The organism is Stenotrophomonas sp. YJH_SMC_43 (assembly GCF_059372535.1).
The window spans coordinates 120,464-134,600 of record NZ_JCAFVQ010000001.1 but is presented as its reverse complement, the minus strand read 5'-3'; the positions used below and the strand labels follow the sequence as shown (position 1 = coordinate 134,600).

Below are 14,137 nucleotides of genomic sequence, written 5' to 3'. Positions count from 1 at the left end.
CGCGGGCAATAATGCGCGGGATGGCGGCCGTACGGCCGCCACGATCCGTTCGGGGGGATGAGGTCGGGGCCATGGGGTCTTGCAGCTGCGCCCCCGCATTGCCGGGATTGCAAACTGTGACCTTCGTCCGCTCGCTGTCGTTCGCCATGCGCTTCCAGGGCGCGCTGCTCTGCGCTCTTCTCTTCCTGCCGGCCATCGCCGCCGCCCAGGACTGGAACTACCGGGTCCGTCCCGGCGATACCCTGTGGGATCTGGGAGGCCTGTACCTCAAGCCCTCGGTGCGCTGGCAGCAGCTGCAACAGCACAACCGCATCGACAACCCCTACCAGCTGCCGCCGGGCCAGCTGCTGCGCTTCCCGATCAGCTGGCTGCGCATCGAACCGGCACCTGCCCGCGTGCTGTCGGTGCGCGGCAAGGTCGAATTGTCCGGCGCCGATGGCAGCGCCACGCGCGCGATACTCGCCGGGGAACAACTTCGCATCGGTGACACCGTGCAGACCGAAGGCGACTCCAGCGTCACGCTTGAATTCGCCGACGCCTCGCGCCTGCAGCTGCGCGAGTATTCCCGGCTGCGCCTGGACCAGCTCAGCCGCTACGGCCACACCGGCATGGTCGATACCCGCCTGCGCCTGCAGCAGGGCCGCGCGAGCAACCGGGTGACACCTGCCCGTGGCCCGGCCTCGCGCTACATCATCGATGCACCTACGGCGACCAGCAGCGTGCGCGGTACCGTATTCCGGGTCAGCGCCGGTGACACCGGCCACGTCGCTGCCACCGAGGTACTGCAGGGCAAGGTGCAGGTCGGCAACACCCACGGCAAACGCCTGGTCCAGCCTGGACAGGCCAGCCGCAGCATCAGCGCCGATGCCGCACCGGACGCTGTCTCCGCCCTTCTTCCCGCGCCGCAGCTGCGCAGCGACGATGTGCGCCTGGCGCCCCTGCCGACCCTGCTCGCCTGGGACCCCGTCGACGGCGCCGCGCGCTACCGTGTGGAAGTGGTGCAGGCAGCGACGCCGGAAATCCTGCTGTTTGCCGCCACCACTGCCGACACCCGGCTGGCGATCGGTGACCTGCCCCCCGGCCAGTTGCGCATCCTGTTGCGCGCCGTGGATGCGCAGGGCGTGGAAGGCCTCGACGCCAGCGCCGATTTCGAACTCAGCGACCAGCCCCCGCCGCCGCTCACCGTGACCCCCCTGCATGGGCAGACCGTCAACAGCGACCGCCCGCGCTTCCGTTGGAGCCAGGCGCCGGGCGCGCGCAGCAGCGTGCTGCAGATCGCCGCCGAGCCGAGCTTCGTGCAGCCGCTGCAGGAACAGAGCACCCAAGGCACCGACCTGCGCCTGGCGCAGCCGCTGCCGCCCGGCGAGTACTTCTGGCGGGTGGCGTCGCGCGATGGCAACGGCCACCAGGGCCGTTACGGCCAGGCCCTGCCCCTGCAACTGAGCAATGAACCGGTCGACCCTGCCCTGCAGCCGCCTGAAGCCGCGCATGGCGAGCTGACCCTGCGCTGGCAGGCCGGCAGCGAAGGCCAGCAGTACCGGGTGCAGGTGGACCGTCGTGGCGACTTCAGGACGCCCCTGGTCGACCAGACCGTGAGCGAGCCGCAGGTCAGCTTCAAGCGGCCGTGGAGCGGCACCCTGCATGTGCGTGTGCAGTACATCGACGACGACGGTCATGCGGGCGAGTACTCACCGGCCCAGCAGATCAAGCTGCCCTGCCGCCTGTGCTACGGCGCCGGTGGTGGCGCCCTGCTGCTGTTGCTGTTGTTATGAGGCGCTCGCCGCTGCCGTGGTCGAAGCGGATCCTGCTGGCACTGCTGGCCGGCGTACTGACGGTGATCGCCAGCCAGGGCCAGTGGCTGTGGCGGCAGGACGAAGCCGCCTATGACGCCATGGTCGGCAACTGGGACTACCGCCCCGACCCCAGCGTGCTGATCGTGGCCATCGACGAGGGCAGCCTGCAGCGCATCGGCCAATGGCCCTGGCCCCGCTCGATCCATGCCCGCCTGCTGGACCGGCTGACCGACGCCGGTGCCGAGCGCGTCGCACTGGACCTGATGCTGTCTGAACCTGATCGACGCGACAGCCGCCAGGACGATGAACTGGCCGCAGCGATCCGCCGCAATGGCCGGGTGGTGCTGCCGGTACTCGCGGCGCCGGCCGCCGGCGACCGCATGGCCGAGGAAATGCTGCCGATTCCGCAGATCGCGGCCAGTGCCGCGGCGATCGGCCATACCGACGTGGAAGTGGATGGCGATGGCGTCGCGCGCGGTGTGTATCTGCATGCGGGCATCGGCCAGGCTCACTGGCCGGCACTGGGCCTGGCGCTGGCCGCCCTGCCGCCGGGCGCGGTGCACGGCCTGCCCGACCCTGATCCGGAGATCGGTTCGCCCTACCAATGGCGGCGCAACGACTACGTGCGCGTGCGCTATGCCGGGCCGCCCGAGCGCCTGCCACAGGTGTCCTATGCCGACGTGCTGGATGGTCACGTGGACATGGCGATGCTGCATGGTCGCCGCATCGTGGTAGGCATGACCGCCAGCGGCATCGCACCGCGGCTGCTGACCCCGACCACCCGCGAGTTCTGGATGAGCGGCAGTGAGTACCAGGCCAACATCGCGTCGATGCTGCTGCAGCACAAGCAGATCGATCTGCTGCCCCGCCTCTGGCAGCACGCCATCAGCGGCGTGCTGGTGGCGCTGTGCGTGATCCTGCTCGGCCTGCGCCTGCCATGGCTTGCTGCGCTGTGCTCGCTGCCGCTTCCACCGCTGCTGAGCTGGTTGCTGTTGCGCGCCGGTGACCTGTGGTGGGCACCGGCCAGCGCAATGCTGGGCATCCTGCTGGTGCTGCTGGCCTGGGCGATCTGGCGAGTCTCGGCCTGGCACCGCCTGGCCAATCGCGATGCGCTGACCGGTCTCGGCAATCGCCTGCGTTTCGAGCAGTCGCTGCAACAGGAATGCGATGCCGCGCGACGCAGTGGCAAATCCCTGAGCCTCGCGCTGATCGACGTTGACCATTTCAAGCGCCACAACGACCGCCACGGGCATCAGGTCGGTGACCGCGTGCTGCGCGATGTCGCGCGCCTGATCGGTGCACATGCGCGACGTCCACGCGACATGGCCGCGCGCTACGGTGGCGATGAGTTCGCACTGGTGCTGCCGGATACCCCGGCCGAAGGCGCACGCCAGGTCATCGAGGACCTGATCGCCTGCGTGCGTGCACTGCCGGCGCCCGGTGACGGCGGCGAAGCAGGCGTCACCCTCACCATCGGCGTGTTCACCCGCGTACCCGACGGCACGCTGCAACCGCACCATTTCGTCGAAGGCGCCGACACCGCGTTGTACCAGGCCAAGGCCAACGGCCGCGACGGGTATGTGATCGACGGCGAGGCATGACCCTCGCCGCCCGGGGTGCAACATACGCATGCGAATGGTTAGACTGGGCGCCTCGCCCTGCGCTCCCGGATCCGCATGAACGCCCGCCTGTTCCGCTTTGGCATCAATCTCTGGCCGCCGTTCCTGTTCACCGGCGTCCACGTCACCCGCATCACGCCGGACTACCGGCAGATCGATGTCGAACTGCGCCTGCGACCATGGAACCGCAACTACGTCGGTACCCACTTCGGTGGCAGCCTGTTCGCGATGACCGATCCGTTCTGGATGCTCGGCCTGCTGCACATCCTCGGCCGCGACTACTACGTGTGGGACCGCGCCGGCGCCATCGACTTCCTCAAGCCGGGCCGTGGCATCGTGAGGACGTCGTTCCGCATCGACGACGTGCTGCTGGACCAACTGCGCGCCGAAGCGGCCAGTGGCGAGAAGGTGCTGCACTGGTTCAGCAACGACGTGATCGATGAGAGTGGCGAGGTGGTCGCCCAGGTGCGCAAGCAGGTCTACCTGCGGTTGAAGCCACACGCACGCTGATCATCGCTGGGGCGCTATCCTCTGGCCTCTGCCATGGAGGCCCCGATGCGCCCGTACACCCTTGCTGCACTGCTGAGCACCCTGCCGTGCGCGGCCCATGCGCTGGACCTGCCGCCGGTGCAGTACCCGACGCTGCCGGCACAGGCTGCCACTGCCGCCGGCTTCGTGCCCAACGGCTGGACGCTTGAATCCAGCATCGAAGGCGATCTCGACCAGGATGGCCGCGCTGATCTGGTCCTGGTACTGCGCCAGCAGGACCCGCGCAACGTCATCGAACACGATGGCTTCGGCCCGTCCCCGCATGACAGCAACCCGCGCATTCTCGCCGTGGCGTGGTCACGGCCAACCGGCTATGTGCTGGCGGTGCAGGACCATCAGCTGATTCCGCGCCCGGAGAACCCGGTGATGAGCGATCCGCTTGAAGAAGGGGGTGTCAGCATCCAGCGTGGCACGTTGAAGGTCGCGCTGTTTTCATTCGCCAGCGCCGGAAGCTGGTCGATGGGTACCACCGCCTTCACTTTCCGCTGGCAGGACGGCGCGTTCGCGCTGATCGGCTACGACCAGGATTCGGTGATGCGCAATTCCGGAAAGACCGAATCGCTGAGCGTGAACTTCTCCACGCGCAAGGTAAGGCGCGTCGAAGGCAGCATCGAGAACGACAAGGACAGCGTGCGCTGGCAGCCACTGCGCGGCACCCGTCGCTGGACGCTGCAGACGGTCGGCGATGGCTGGGCATTCGATCCGCAGGCCGGCACCGACTGAGCCACGGCTCAGTCGCGGGCAGCGGCGGTTGCGCCGGCGCCGGCCACCAACGGTACGGACAACCACGGGCTCTCAGCGTTGCCACGCGGCGGCGAACGACGCGGCACCTGCAGATGGTGGCCATCGGCGGACAGCTGCGGCGACCGCGCCGGCGAGCGGAACTGCGCCGGCAGCCGCTGCAGGGCGTGCACCGGATCATCCGTCTGCTGCCGCAGCCAACGCTGCGCCCCCAGCAGCCGCACCATCGCCGCAGCATCCTGTGGCCGTGACGAATAGGCAGGATAGATCGGCGCGGCGATATCGGTCAGCACGCAGCCCATGACGTTCGACAGGCAACCGAAGTCATGCTGCGGTGGCGCCGGCACTGGCAACGGGCGATCCACTTCCAGTGCCGCTGTGGCTGCCGCGCCACAGGCCCAGCCGAGATTGCCGGCCGCGCGGGCCAGGGTGCTGCTGCGATCCAGCACCAGCACGCCGCCGAACTCCCGCGCCGATGTCTCGATCGCCGCCCGGCTCATCGCGTACTCGCCCTGCATTGCCCGGCACAGGCTTTGCTCTTCGGCCCGCAGCGGCTGCAGCGCCTGTTCGCATTCCCTTGGCAACGGATGGTCGGCAGGCAGTTCAACCAGCATGTCGGCCAGCAGCTGGGCATTGGCCTGCACCAGGCTGGCACCGATGATGCTCTCGACCAGATAACTGCTGCCGGGCACCAGCCGCCGGCCCAGCTGCAGGCCACGGCAAGCACCTCGCAGAGCACCGTCGATATCGCCCTGCACGTACGCCAGCGCGCGTGCGCTGGTGGCGTCCATCACCACGCCATAGGCCGGCATCGGGACCAGAATGCCCTCGCCCTTCGGCGGGAACGGCGACATGAAGTAGTCCGCTTCGGCCAGCTGATCCAGCCGCGCATGCAACTGCTGGTGGCCGGCGTGGGCCTCCACGAAGCGTTGCGGGTCCGCGCGGACCTGGACGAGACAGCCGCTGGCGGCCGGCCCGCAACTGGCACCGGGCCGCGAGTGCAGCTCGGCATGGTTGGCCACCAGGTGTGTCCGGCCGCCGCCTCCACCGTGTGGGTCGGCCTCCCAGCGCCGTACATCCTCGGCCAGCGCCTGCTCGCGCTGCTGGGCATCCAGGTCGTCGAATGGCAGCGTCCACAACAAGGCATAACCGTTGTGCCCGGTCGCCGGCAGGCGTGCTTCCAGTCGCTGCTGCGCCTGCAGCCGCGATTCGGGTACCGGCCACATGCGCGAGGCGCACCACACCACGATGGCCAGCACCAGCAGGCCTGCCAGGGTCCAGCCCAGTCCGCGCAGAATCTTCAACACAGCTTCCCTTCCATGTGCCGTTGCCGCAGTCGATTTCCCAGCGTAATCCACCTGCAGTGACCGCTACAATGCGCGCATGTCGCTCGAAGCCCCCGCCCTGGTCCCCCGCCCCTCCCTGCAGCGCCTGTTCCTGACCGGCCTGCTCACCCTGCTGCCGATCTGGCTGACCTGGGTCGTGGTCAAGTTCGTGTTCGTGCTGCTGTCGGGTATTTCCAGCCCGCTGGTGGTGCCGCTGTCCGAACAGATCGCAACCAGCTTCCCGCACTATCTGGGCTGGGTCCGCGCCGAGTGGATCCAGGACACCATCGCCCTGCTGGCCACCCTGCTGGTGATCCTGGCGGTGGGCGTGGCCAGTCGCCGCGTGCTTGGCCAGCGCCTGCTGCGCTGGGTCGGCGCGGTCATCAAGCGCATCCCCCTAGCCAGCATCATCTACGACAGTGCCAAGAAGCTGCTGGACATGCTGCAGACCGAGCCGGGCAGCACCCAGCGCGTGGTGCTGATCGACTTCCCGCACCGCGACATGAAATCGGTCGGCCTGGTCACCCGCGTGATCAAGGAACACGGCACCGACCGTGAGCTGGCTGCGGTGTACGTGCCCACCACGCCGAACCCGACCTCGGGCTACCTGGAAATCGTGCCGGTGGAACTGCTGACCCCGACCGACTGGACCGTCGACCAGGCCATGAGCTTCATCATTTCCGGCGGTGCCGTGGCGCCGTCCAGCGTGCCGTTCACCCGCGCCGGTGAACGCACCGGCGAACGCACCGAATGACCCCGGCGCCGATCGAGCGCCCGCTGCAGGACCGCGCGGTCCTGTTGTTCATCGTGCTGGCCGCGTTCTTCTGCGGCAATGCGGTGCTGGCCGAGCTGATCGGGGTGAAGATCTTCGCGCTGGAAGACACCCTCGGCATCGCTCCGCTGAACTGGAACCTGTTCGGCCAGACCGGCTCGCTCAGCTTCACCGCCGGCACCCTGCTGTGGCCGGTGGTGTTCATCATGACCGACACCATCAACGAGTTCTTCGGCAAGCGCGGCGTGCGCTTCATCTCGTGGCTGGCGGTGGTGCTGATCGGCTACGGCTTCCTGTTCGCCTTCGCCGCCATTTCACTGGCGCCGGCCAGCTGGTGGGTCACGTCGATGGATGGCCACGGCGTGCCCGATTACCAGGCCGCGTTCGCAGCCGTGTTCGGCCAGGGCATGTGGACCATCGCCGGTTCGCTGGTGGCCTTCCTGCTCGGCCAGCTGATCGACGTGGCCGTGTTCCATCGCATCCGCCGGGCGACCGGTGAGCGCCATGTGTGGCTGCGTGCGACCGGATCGACCGCGATCTCGCAGGTGGTGGACAGCTTCGTGGTGATCTGGATCGCCTTCGTGCTGGGCCCGCAACACTGGCCGACCTCGCTGTTCCTGGCGGTCAGCAGCGTCAACTACATCTACAAGATGGGCTTTGCGATCGCACTGATTCCGTTGCTGTACCTGATGCGGCGTGCCATCACCCGCTATCTGGGGGCCGAGCGGGCCGCATCGTTGCGGGCTGCCGCTGCGGCTGACTGAAGCCCCAGCAGCGGAAAGCTGACTGCGCCCTCACGCTGGCCGTACGCGGCCGGATCGTGCAAGCTCCACGGTCTGTGTTCCACGGAAGCTCCTGATGCCGCATCCCACCCGCGCCCTGGCCGTCGCCATCGCCGCGTTGTTCCTGTTCAGCGCCGTGCCGTCGGCCGAAGCAGCGAAGAAGAAGGCCAGCCGCCCTGCCGCCGCGCAGACCCGCCAGGCCGCCAAGCCCAAGGCCCGGCCCGCCCGCGCCACCGCGCCGGCCCGTGGCAGTTCGGCGCGCCGCGCCGCGCCGCGTCCGGTCGCAGCGGCCCGGGCCGTGCCCAAGCAGGTGCAGCTGGAGCGCCTGTACGACGAATACTGGGATGCCTCGATGCGGTTGAATCCGCTGCAGGCAACCTTCCAGGGCGAGGCCCGCTACAACGACCAGCTGCCCAACATCCTGTCCGCCGCATGGCGCCAGCAATCGCACGACTTCACCACCGAGTGGCTGGGCAAGGTCGAGAAACTCGGCAGCGACGGCCTGCAGGGCCAGGACCTGCTCAGCTACGAGATCTTCGTGCGCGACGCGCGCGCATCGCTGGCCGCCGAGCGCTATCCAAGCTGGATGATGCCGATCAGCCAGTACTACAACGTCGGCAGCATCATGGCGATCCTCGGCGCGGGAGCCGGCGCACAGCCGTTCAACACCGTGCAGGACTACGACACCTGGTCGCGCCGCTCGCTGGGCATTCCCGAGCTGTTCGACCAGGCCATCGACAACATGCGCCAGGGCATGAAGGCCGGCGTGGTGCAGCCGCGCGACCTGATGGAGAAGGTGCTGCCGCAGCTGGATGCGGTGATCAAGCCAACCGCTGAAGAGAGCATCTTCTGGTCGCCGATCCGCACCATGCCCAACACCATCGCGGCCGAGGACAAGGCGCGCATCAGCGCCGAATACAAGCGCATGATCGAGCTGCGCATCATGCCGGCCTACCGTGCTTTGCGCGGATTCATCGCCACCGAATACCTGCCGGCCACGCGCGCCAGCAGCGGCCTGGGCGCACTGCCCGATGGCCAGGCCTGGTACGCCAACCTGATCGTGCAGACCACTGCCAGCGACCAGACCGCGGCGCAGCTGCACGCACTGGGCGAACAGCGCGTGCAGGAGCTGCAGGCGCAGATCGCCACCGTGATGAAGGATGCCAGGCTGCGTGGCACGCCGTCCAAGCTGTTGCGCAGCATGCGCAACGATCGCCAGTTCCAGTACGGTGACGCCAACGCATTGATCAACCGCTACCGCCAGGTGCAGCAGCAGGTCAACGCACGCCTGCCGCAGGTGCTCGATACCCTGCCCAAGTCCACGCTGGACGTGCGCGCAGTGGAACCGGAGCGTGCGCTGACCGCTGCAGCAGCGGCCTACCAGCCGTCTGCGGCCGGGCAACCGGGCGTGCTGTACGTGAACACCCGCGACCTGCCCAGCCGCAAGCGCTGGAACGTGCCGGTGCAGTACCTGCATGAAGCAATCCCCGGCCACCATGTGCAGCTGGGCCTGCAGCAGGAGCTGGCCAAGCTGCCGCGTTTCCGCCGCCTCGGTGGCGACCTCGCCTTCGTCGAAGGCTGGGGCCTGTATGCCGAAACGCTGGGTGAGAACCTCGGCATCTACACCGATCCCTACGACCGCATCGGCTACCTGTATTCGCGCCTGCTGCGTGCTGCCCGCGTGGTGGCCGACACCGGCGTGAACGCCCAGGGCTGGAGCAAGCAGCAGGCCGTGGCCTACCTGCAGAAGACCGTGGACATGAGCAGTGACGACGCCAACGCCGAAGTCGAGCGGATCATGGCCCAGCCCGGCCAGGCGCTGTCCAACGTGGCGGGCCTGACCGCCATCGTCGCTCTGCGCGACAAGGCCAAGGAACGCCAGGGCGCCGCCTTTGACCTGCGCCGTTTCCACGCCGAACTGCTGAAGGACGGCTCCATGCCGCTGGACGTGCTGGGCCGCAAGATGGAACGCTGGATGGCGCAGCCCGCCAGCGCCACACCAGCCCCTTCACCCTGACCCCTCCGGAGCCGCCATGCGCCCTGCCGTCGCCCTGTTCGCCGTCGTGCTGGGCCTGCTGCCAGTGGCGGGCTCCGCCGCGCCGGTGCTGACCCCACCGGATGCGGGCATCGACGGCCTGATGCAGGCCTACGATGGCCGGGTGCCCGGCGCCGCCGTGCTGGTGCTGCATGACGGGCAGCCGGTGTTCCGCCGTGGCTACGGCCTGGCAGTGGTGGAGGACGGTACTGCGGTCACTGCCGCCAGCAACTTCCGGCTGGCCTCGGTCAGCAAGCAGTTCACCGCTGCGGCGGTGCTGCTGCTGGTGGAGGATGGACGGCTGGGGTTGAATCAGCCTGCACGACAGTGGCTGCCCGAACTGCCGCCGGCTGCAGCGGCCATCACGATCCGCCAACTGCTCTCGCACACCAGCGGCCTGCTCGATTACGAAGACCTGATGGACCCGGCTGACACGCGGCAGGTGCATGACGCCGACGTGCTGACCCTGCTGTCGCGCGAGGACCGCCTGAATTTCGCACCCGGCACGCAGTACCGCTACAGCAACAGCGGCTACGCGCTACTGGCCCTGATCGTCGGCCGCGCGTCCGGCCAGGATTTCGCCACCTTCCTGCAGCAACGCATCTTCCGCCCGCTGGGCATGGCGCATACCGTGGCCCACCAGGACGGCGTGGACACGGTCGCCGCGCGCGCCTATGGCTACAGCCGGATCGACGGCCGCTGGCAGCGCACCGACCAGAGCACCACCAGCGCCGTGCTCGGCGATGGCGGCATCTATTCCTCGCTGGACGATCTCGCCCGCTGGGACGCCGCGCTGTATGACGACCGGCTGCTGTCGAAGGCTTCGCGCCGCGCGATGTTCAGCCCGGCCACGGCCACATCGGAACCGGACGTGCCGCATTACGGTTTCGGCTGGCGCCTGAACGGCCCGGTGCAATGGCACAGCGGCGAGAGCATCGGCTTCCGCAACGTGATCGTGCGCCACCCGGAAAAGCACCTGACCGTGATCGTGCTGACCAACCGCAACGATCCCGAACCGTACCCGCTGGCGCAGAAGATCGCCCAGCGCTGGCTGGACACTCTGCAATGAACACCGGTTCCGACGCCCTGCTGGGCATCCACCACGCCGCACTGATCTGCAGCGACTACGCACGCTCGAAGGACTTCTACGTGCGCATCCTCGGCCTGCGCGTGCTGGCCGAGAACCACCGCGCTGCGCGCGATTCCTGGAAACTGGACCTGGCCCTGCCCGACGGCGGCCAGCTGGAACTGTTCTCCTTCCCCTCGCCACCGCCCCGTCCCAGCCGTCCGGAAGCCCAGGGCCTGCGCCACCTCGCGTTCCGGGTGACTGTACTGGAACCCTTCATCCAGCGCCTGGCCGCGAATGGCGTCGCCTGCGAACCGGTCCGCGTGGACGAGTACACCGGCCGCCGCTTCACCTTCTTCGCCGATCCGGATGGCCTGCCGCTGGAGCTGTACGAAGTCGGTTGAGCGTTTTTCAATCGTGATTCATCCATGCATGGCATGGATCTACGTGTCGACCAAGGTCGACACCCACCAAGAGCAGGCCGTTCCATTCCGGCAGATCGCAGGACTCTGTCGAAGGCGGGGTGGGTCCGGTTGCGGGGGCGTGAGCCGCATGGATGCGGCGACCGAGCTTACAGGGACGTACTTGCAGCGCCCCCCGCAACCGGACCCACCCCGCCATCCACGGAATGGCCGCTTTTGCCGTTGCCGTTGCTGTTGCCTCTGCGGGTGCAGGGCGCAGCCCTGCAAAGCCCCCCTTCCCCATACCCCGCCGAATGGGTATACAGTCGACCCATGCCGGCACCGTGCCGGAATGAACCCTGGGAGGGGACCATGCGCAACACCTTCAAGACCCTGCTGCTGGCATTGCCGCTGTGCCTGGCCGCGCTCTCGGCGCAGGCCGCCGATGGCGCCGCCGGCCGCTGGAAGACCATCGACGACAAGACCGGCAAGGTGAAGTCGATCGTCGAGATCACCCAGGCCGCCAACGGCACCCTGACCGGCAAGGTGGTCGACATCCTGCACTCGGACAAGGGCCCGAACCCGGTCTGTGACGGCTGTGAAGGCGCCAACAGGAACAAGCCGGTGAAGGGCATGACCATCCTCTGGAACCTGAAGGCCGACGGCGCCAACAAGTGGTCCGGCGGCACCATCCTCGATCCGGCCAATGGCAAGACCTACAAGTCGAAGATGGAATTGCAGCCCGGCGGCAACCGGCTGGACGTGTCCGGCTGCATCGCCTTCATCTGCCGCGCGCAGACCTGGCAGCGCGAATAAGCGCCTTGGCCCCCGCTTAAACCCCGTAACCCGGCCCCGGCCGGGTCACCTCGTTGCGGGCATGCGATACTCTGCGGTTCCCCTCGGCTTCACCCCGCGACCATGACCCGTACCGCGCTTGTCACCACCGCCCTGCCCTACGCCAACGGCCCGCTGCACCTGGGCCACCTGGTCGGCTACATCCAGGCCGACATCTGGGTGCGTGCGCGGCGAATGAGCGGCGGCAGGGCCTGGTTCGTGTGCGCCGACGACACCCACGGCACGCCGATCATGCTGGCCGCGGAAAAGGCCGGGGTCACCCCGGAAACCTTCATTGCCAACATCCAGGCCAGTCACGAACGTGACTTCGCCGCCTTCGGCGTCGCCTTCGACCACTACGACTCCACCAACTCGGCGACCAACAAGGCGCTGACCGAGCAGTTCTACCTGAAGCTGGAGGCAGCCGGCCACATCAGCCGCCGTTCGGTGGCGCAGTTCTACGACCCGGCCAAGGGCATGTTCCTGCCCGATCGCTACGTCAAGGGCATCTGCCCGAACTGCGGCAGCCCCGACCAGTACGGCGACAACTGCGAAGTGTGCGGCGCCACCTATGCGCCGACCGACCTGAAGGAGCCGCGTTCGGTCATCTCCGGTGCCACGCCGGAAATGCGCGATTCGGAACACTTCTTCTTCGAGGTGGGCCACTTCGATGCGTTCCTGCGCGAATGGCTGGCCGGCGACGTCGCCCTGCCGGGGGTGAAGGCCAAGCTCGGTGAGTGGCTCAATGCCGAAGGTGGCCTGCGCGCGTGGGACATCTCGCGCGATGCACCGTATTTCGGATTCCAGATTCCCGGCCAGCCGGGCAAGTACTTCTACGTCTGGCTGGACGCGCCGATCGGCTACCTGTCCAGCTTCCAGACCCTGTGCGGCAGGATCGGCGAGGACTTCGACGCGCACCTGCGCGCCGGCACCGCCACCGAGCTGCACCATTTCATCGGCAAGGACATCGTCAATTTCCACGGCCTGTTCTGGCCGGCCGTGCTGCATGGCACCGGCCATCGTGCGCCGACCCGCCTGCACGTGAACGGCTACCTGACCGTGGACGGCGCCAAGATGAGCAAGTCGCGCGGCACCTTCGTGATGGCCCGTACCTTCCTCGACGCGGGCCTGGAACCGGAGGCACTGCGCTACTACTACGCCGCCAAGTCCAGCGGTGGCGTCGACGATCTCGACCTGAACCTGGGTGACTTCATCGCCCGCGTCAACGCCGACCTGGTCGGCAAGTTCGTCAACCTGGCCAGCCGCTGCGCCGGCTTCATCAGCAAGCGCTTCGACGGCCAGCTGGCCGCGCAGCTGCCTGATGCCGCGCAGTACCAGCGCTTCGTCGACGGCCTGGCACCGATCCGTGAAGCCTACGAGCGCAACGACCCGGCTGCGGCGATCCGCCTGACCATGGCCCTGGCCGACGAAGCCAACCGCTACATCGATGACGTCAAGCCATGGGTCATCGCCAAGCAGGAAGGCGCCGACACGCAGCTGCAGGCCGTGTGCAGCCAAGGCCTGAACCTGTTCCGCGTGCTCGTCACCGCACTGAAGCCGGTGCTGCCGGCCACCGCCGCGCAGGCCGAGGCCTTCCTGGCCGCGCCGGTGAACGACTGGACCGAGCTGGCGCAGCCGCTGCTGGATCACCGCATCGCCGACTACACCCCGCTGTTCACCCGTATCGACCCGAAGAAGATTGACGCCATGATCGACGCCTCCAAGGACACCCTGCAGCCGGCCGCTGCCGCCGCCCCCGCCGCCAGGACCGAAGCGGTCAAGCCGGCCGCCCCGGCCAAGGACGAAGCAAAGAGCGCCGATGCTCCGGCCTACATCGGCATCGACGATTTCGCCAAGCTCGACCTGCGCATCGGCAAGGTGCTGGTGTGCGAGTTCGTGGAAGGCTCGGACAAGCTGCTGCGCTTCGAACTGGACGCAGGTGAACTGGGCAAGCGCCAGATCTTCTCCGGCATTCGTGGCAGCTACGGCGAGCCGGAGCAGCTGGTGGGCCGCAACGTGGTGTTCATCGCCAACCTGGCCCCGCGCAAGATGCGCTTCGGCCTGAGCGAAGGCATGATCCTGTCGGCCGGTTTCGACGGTGGCGCGCTGGCGCTGCTGGACGCCGACAGCGGCGCGCAGCCGGGCATGCCGGTGCGCTGATGCCTGCAGCGGGCGCGGCCACCGCCGCGCCCGCCGGCAGCACCGGCCACCGGAGGCAAC

At 68.1% G+C, this 14,137-nt stretch carries 12 protein-coding genes; 11 read left to right on the top strand and 1 reads right to left on the bottom strand.

The window, feature by feature from the left end:
• Positions 1–71 precede the first annotated feature (71 nt).
• The 4 genes from AC5QAH_RS00600 to AC5QAH_RS00585 all read left to right on the top strand — a co-directional run bounded on the left by AC5QAH_RS00600 (position 72) and on the right by AC5QAH_RS00585 (position 4,684).
• Positions 72–1,772 carry a FecR family protein gene (locus tag AC5QAH_RS00600; protein WP_043402713.1) on the top strand — a complete coding sequence of 567 codons (1,701 nt, stop codon included), beginning with the start codon at positions 72–74 and terminating at the stop codon, positions 1,770–1,772.
• The gene (locus AC5QAH_RS00595; RefSeq protein ID WP_043402716.1) at positions 1,769–3,394 is read left to right on the top strand and encodes a CHASE2 domain-containing protein; all 1,626 of its coding nucleotides are present in this window, start codon (positions 1,769–1,771) and stop codon (positions 3,392–3,394) included. Before AC5QAH_RS00600 ends, AC5QAH_RS00595 begins: the two co-directional genes overlap by 4 nt.
• Positions 3,395–3,469: 75 nt before the next feature.
• Entirely contained in the window at positions 3,470–3,922 is a 453-nt protein-coding gene (locus AC5QAH_RS00590) for a DUF4442 domain-containing protein (protein WP_043402718.1), read from the top strand.
• 45 nt (positions 3,923–3,967) lie between these two features.
• On the top strand, positions 3,968–4,684 hold the full coding sequence (locus AC5QAH_RS00585; RefSeq protein ID WP_043402719.1) for a hypothetical protein: 717 nt from the start codon (positions 3,968–3,970) through the stop codon (positions 4,682–4,684).
• An 8-nt stretch (positions 4,685–4,692) separates the two neighbouring features.
• Here AC5QAH_RS00585 and AC5QAH_RS00580 read toward each other — a convergent pair whose 3' ends face one another.
• On the bottom strand, positions 4,693–6,009 hold the full coding sequence (locus AC5QAH_RS00580) for a hypothetical protein (protein ID WP_043402722.1): 1,317 nt from the start codon (positions 6,007–6,009) through the stop codon (positions 4,693–4,695).
• Positions 6,010–6,085: 76 nt separating this feature from the next.
• Between AC5QAH_RS00580 and AC5QAH_RS00575 the strand changes: the two genes are divergently transcribed.
• From AC5QAH_RS00575 to metG, 7 genes are all read left to right on the top strand, one after another.
• Positions 6,086–6,781, top strand: a complete 696-nt coding sequence (locus tag AC5QAH_RS00575) for a DUF502 domain-containing protein (RefSeq protein WP_005414135.1) — start codon at positions 6,086–6,088, stop codon at positions 6,779–6,781.
• On the top strand, positions 6,778–7,563 hold the full coding sequence (locus tag AC5QAH_RS00570) for a queuosine precursor transporter (RefSeq protein WP_043402725.1): 786 nt from the start codon (positions 6,778–6,780) through the stop codon (positions 7,561–7,563). Before AC5QAH_RS00575 ends, AC5QAH_RS00570 begins: the two co-directional genes overlap by 4 nt.
• Before the next feature lie 94 nt (positions 7,564–7,657).
• Positions 7,658–9,598 carry a DUF885 domain-containing protein gene (locus tag AC5QAH_RS00565; RefSeq protein WP_049454672.1) on the top strand — a complete coding sequence of 647 codons (1,941 nt, stop codon included), beginning with the start codon at positions 7,658–7,660 and terminating at the stop codon, positions 9,596–9,598.
• A gap of 16 nt (positions 9,599–9,614) precedes the next feature.
• Entirely contained in the window at positions 9,615–10,685 is a 1,071-nt protein-coding gene (locus AC5QAH_RS00560) for a serine hydrolase domain-containing protein (RefSeq protein WP_021204316.1), read from the top strand.
• Positions 10,682–11,086, top strand: a complete 405-nt coding sequence (gloA2, locus tag AC5QAH_RS00555; RefSeq protein ID WP_043402732.1) for an SMU1112c/YaeR family gloxylase I-like metalloprotein — start codon at positions 10,682–10,684, stop codon at positions 11,084–11,086. The genes AC5QAH_RS00560 and gloA2 overlap by 4 nt, the downstream gene beginning before the upstream one ends.
• Positions 11,087–11,455: 369 nt before the next feature.
• Positions 11,456–11,899 (top strand): DUF2147 domain-containing protein, encoded by a 444-nt coding sequence (locus AC5QAH_RS00550; protein WP_043402740.1) that lies wholly within the window; start codon positions 11,456–11,458, stop codon positions 11,897–11,899.
• A gap of 102 nt (positions 11,900–12,001) precedes the next feature.
• Entirely contained in the window at positions 12,002–14,077 is a 2,076-nt protein-coding gene (metG, locus tag AC5QAH_RS00545) for a methionine--tRNA ligase (protein ID WP_043402743.1), read from the top strand.
• Positions 14,078–14,137 lie beyond the last annotated feature (60 nt).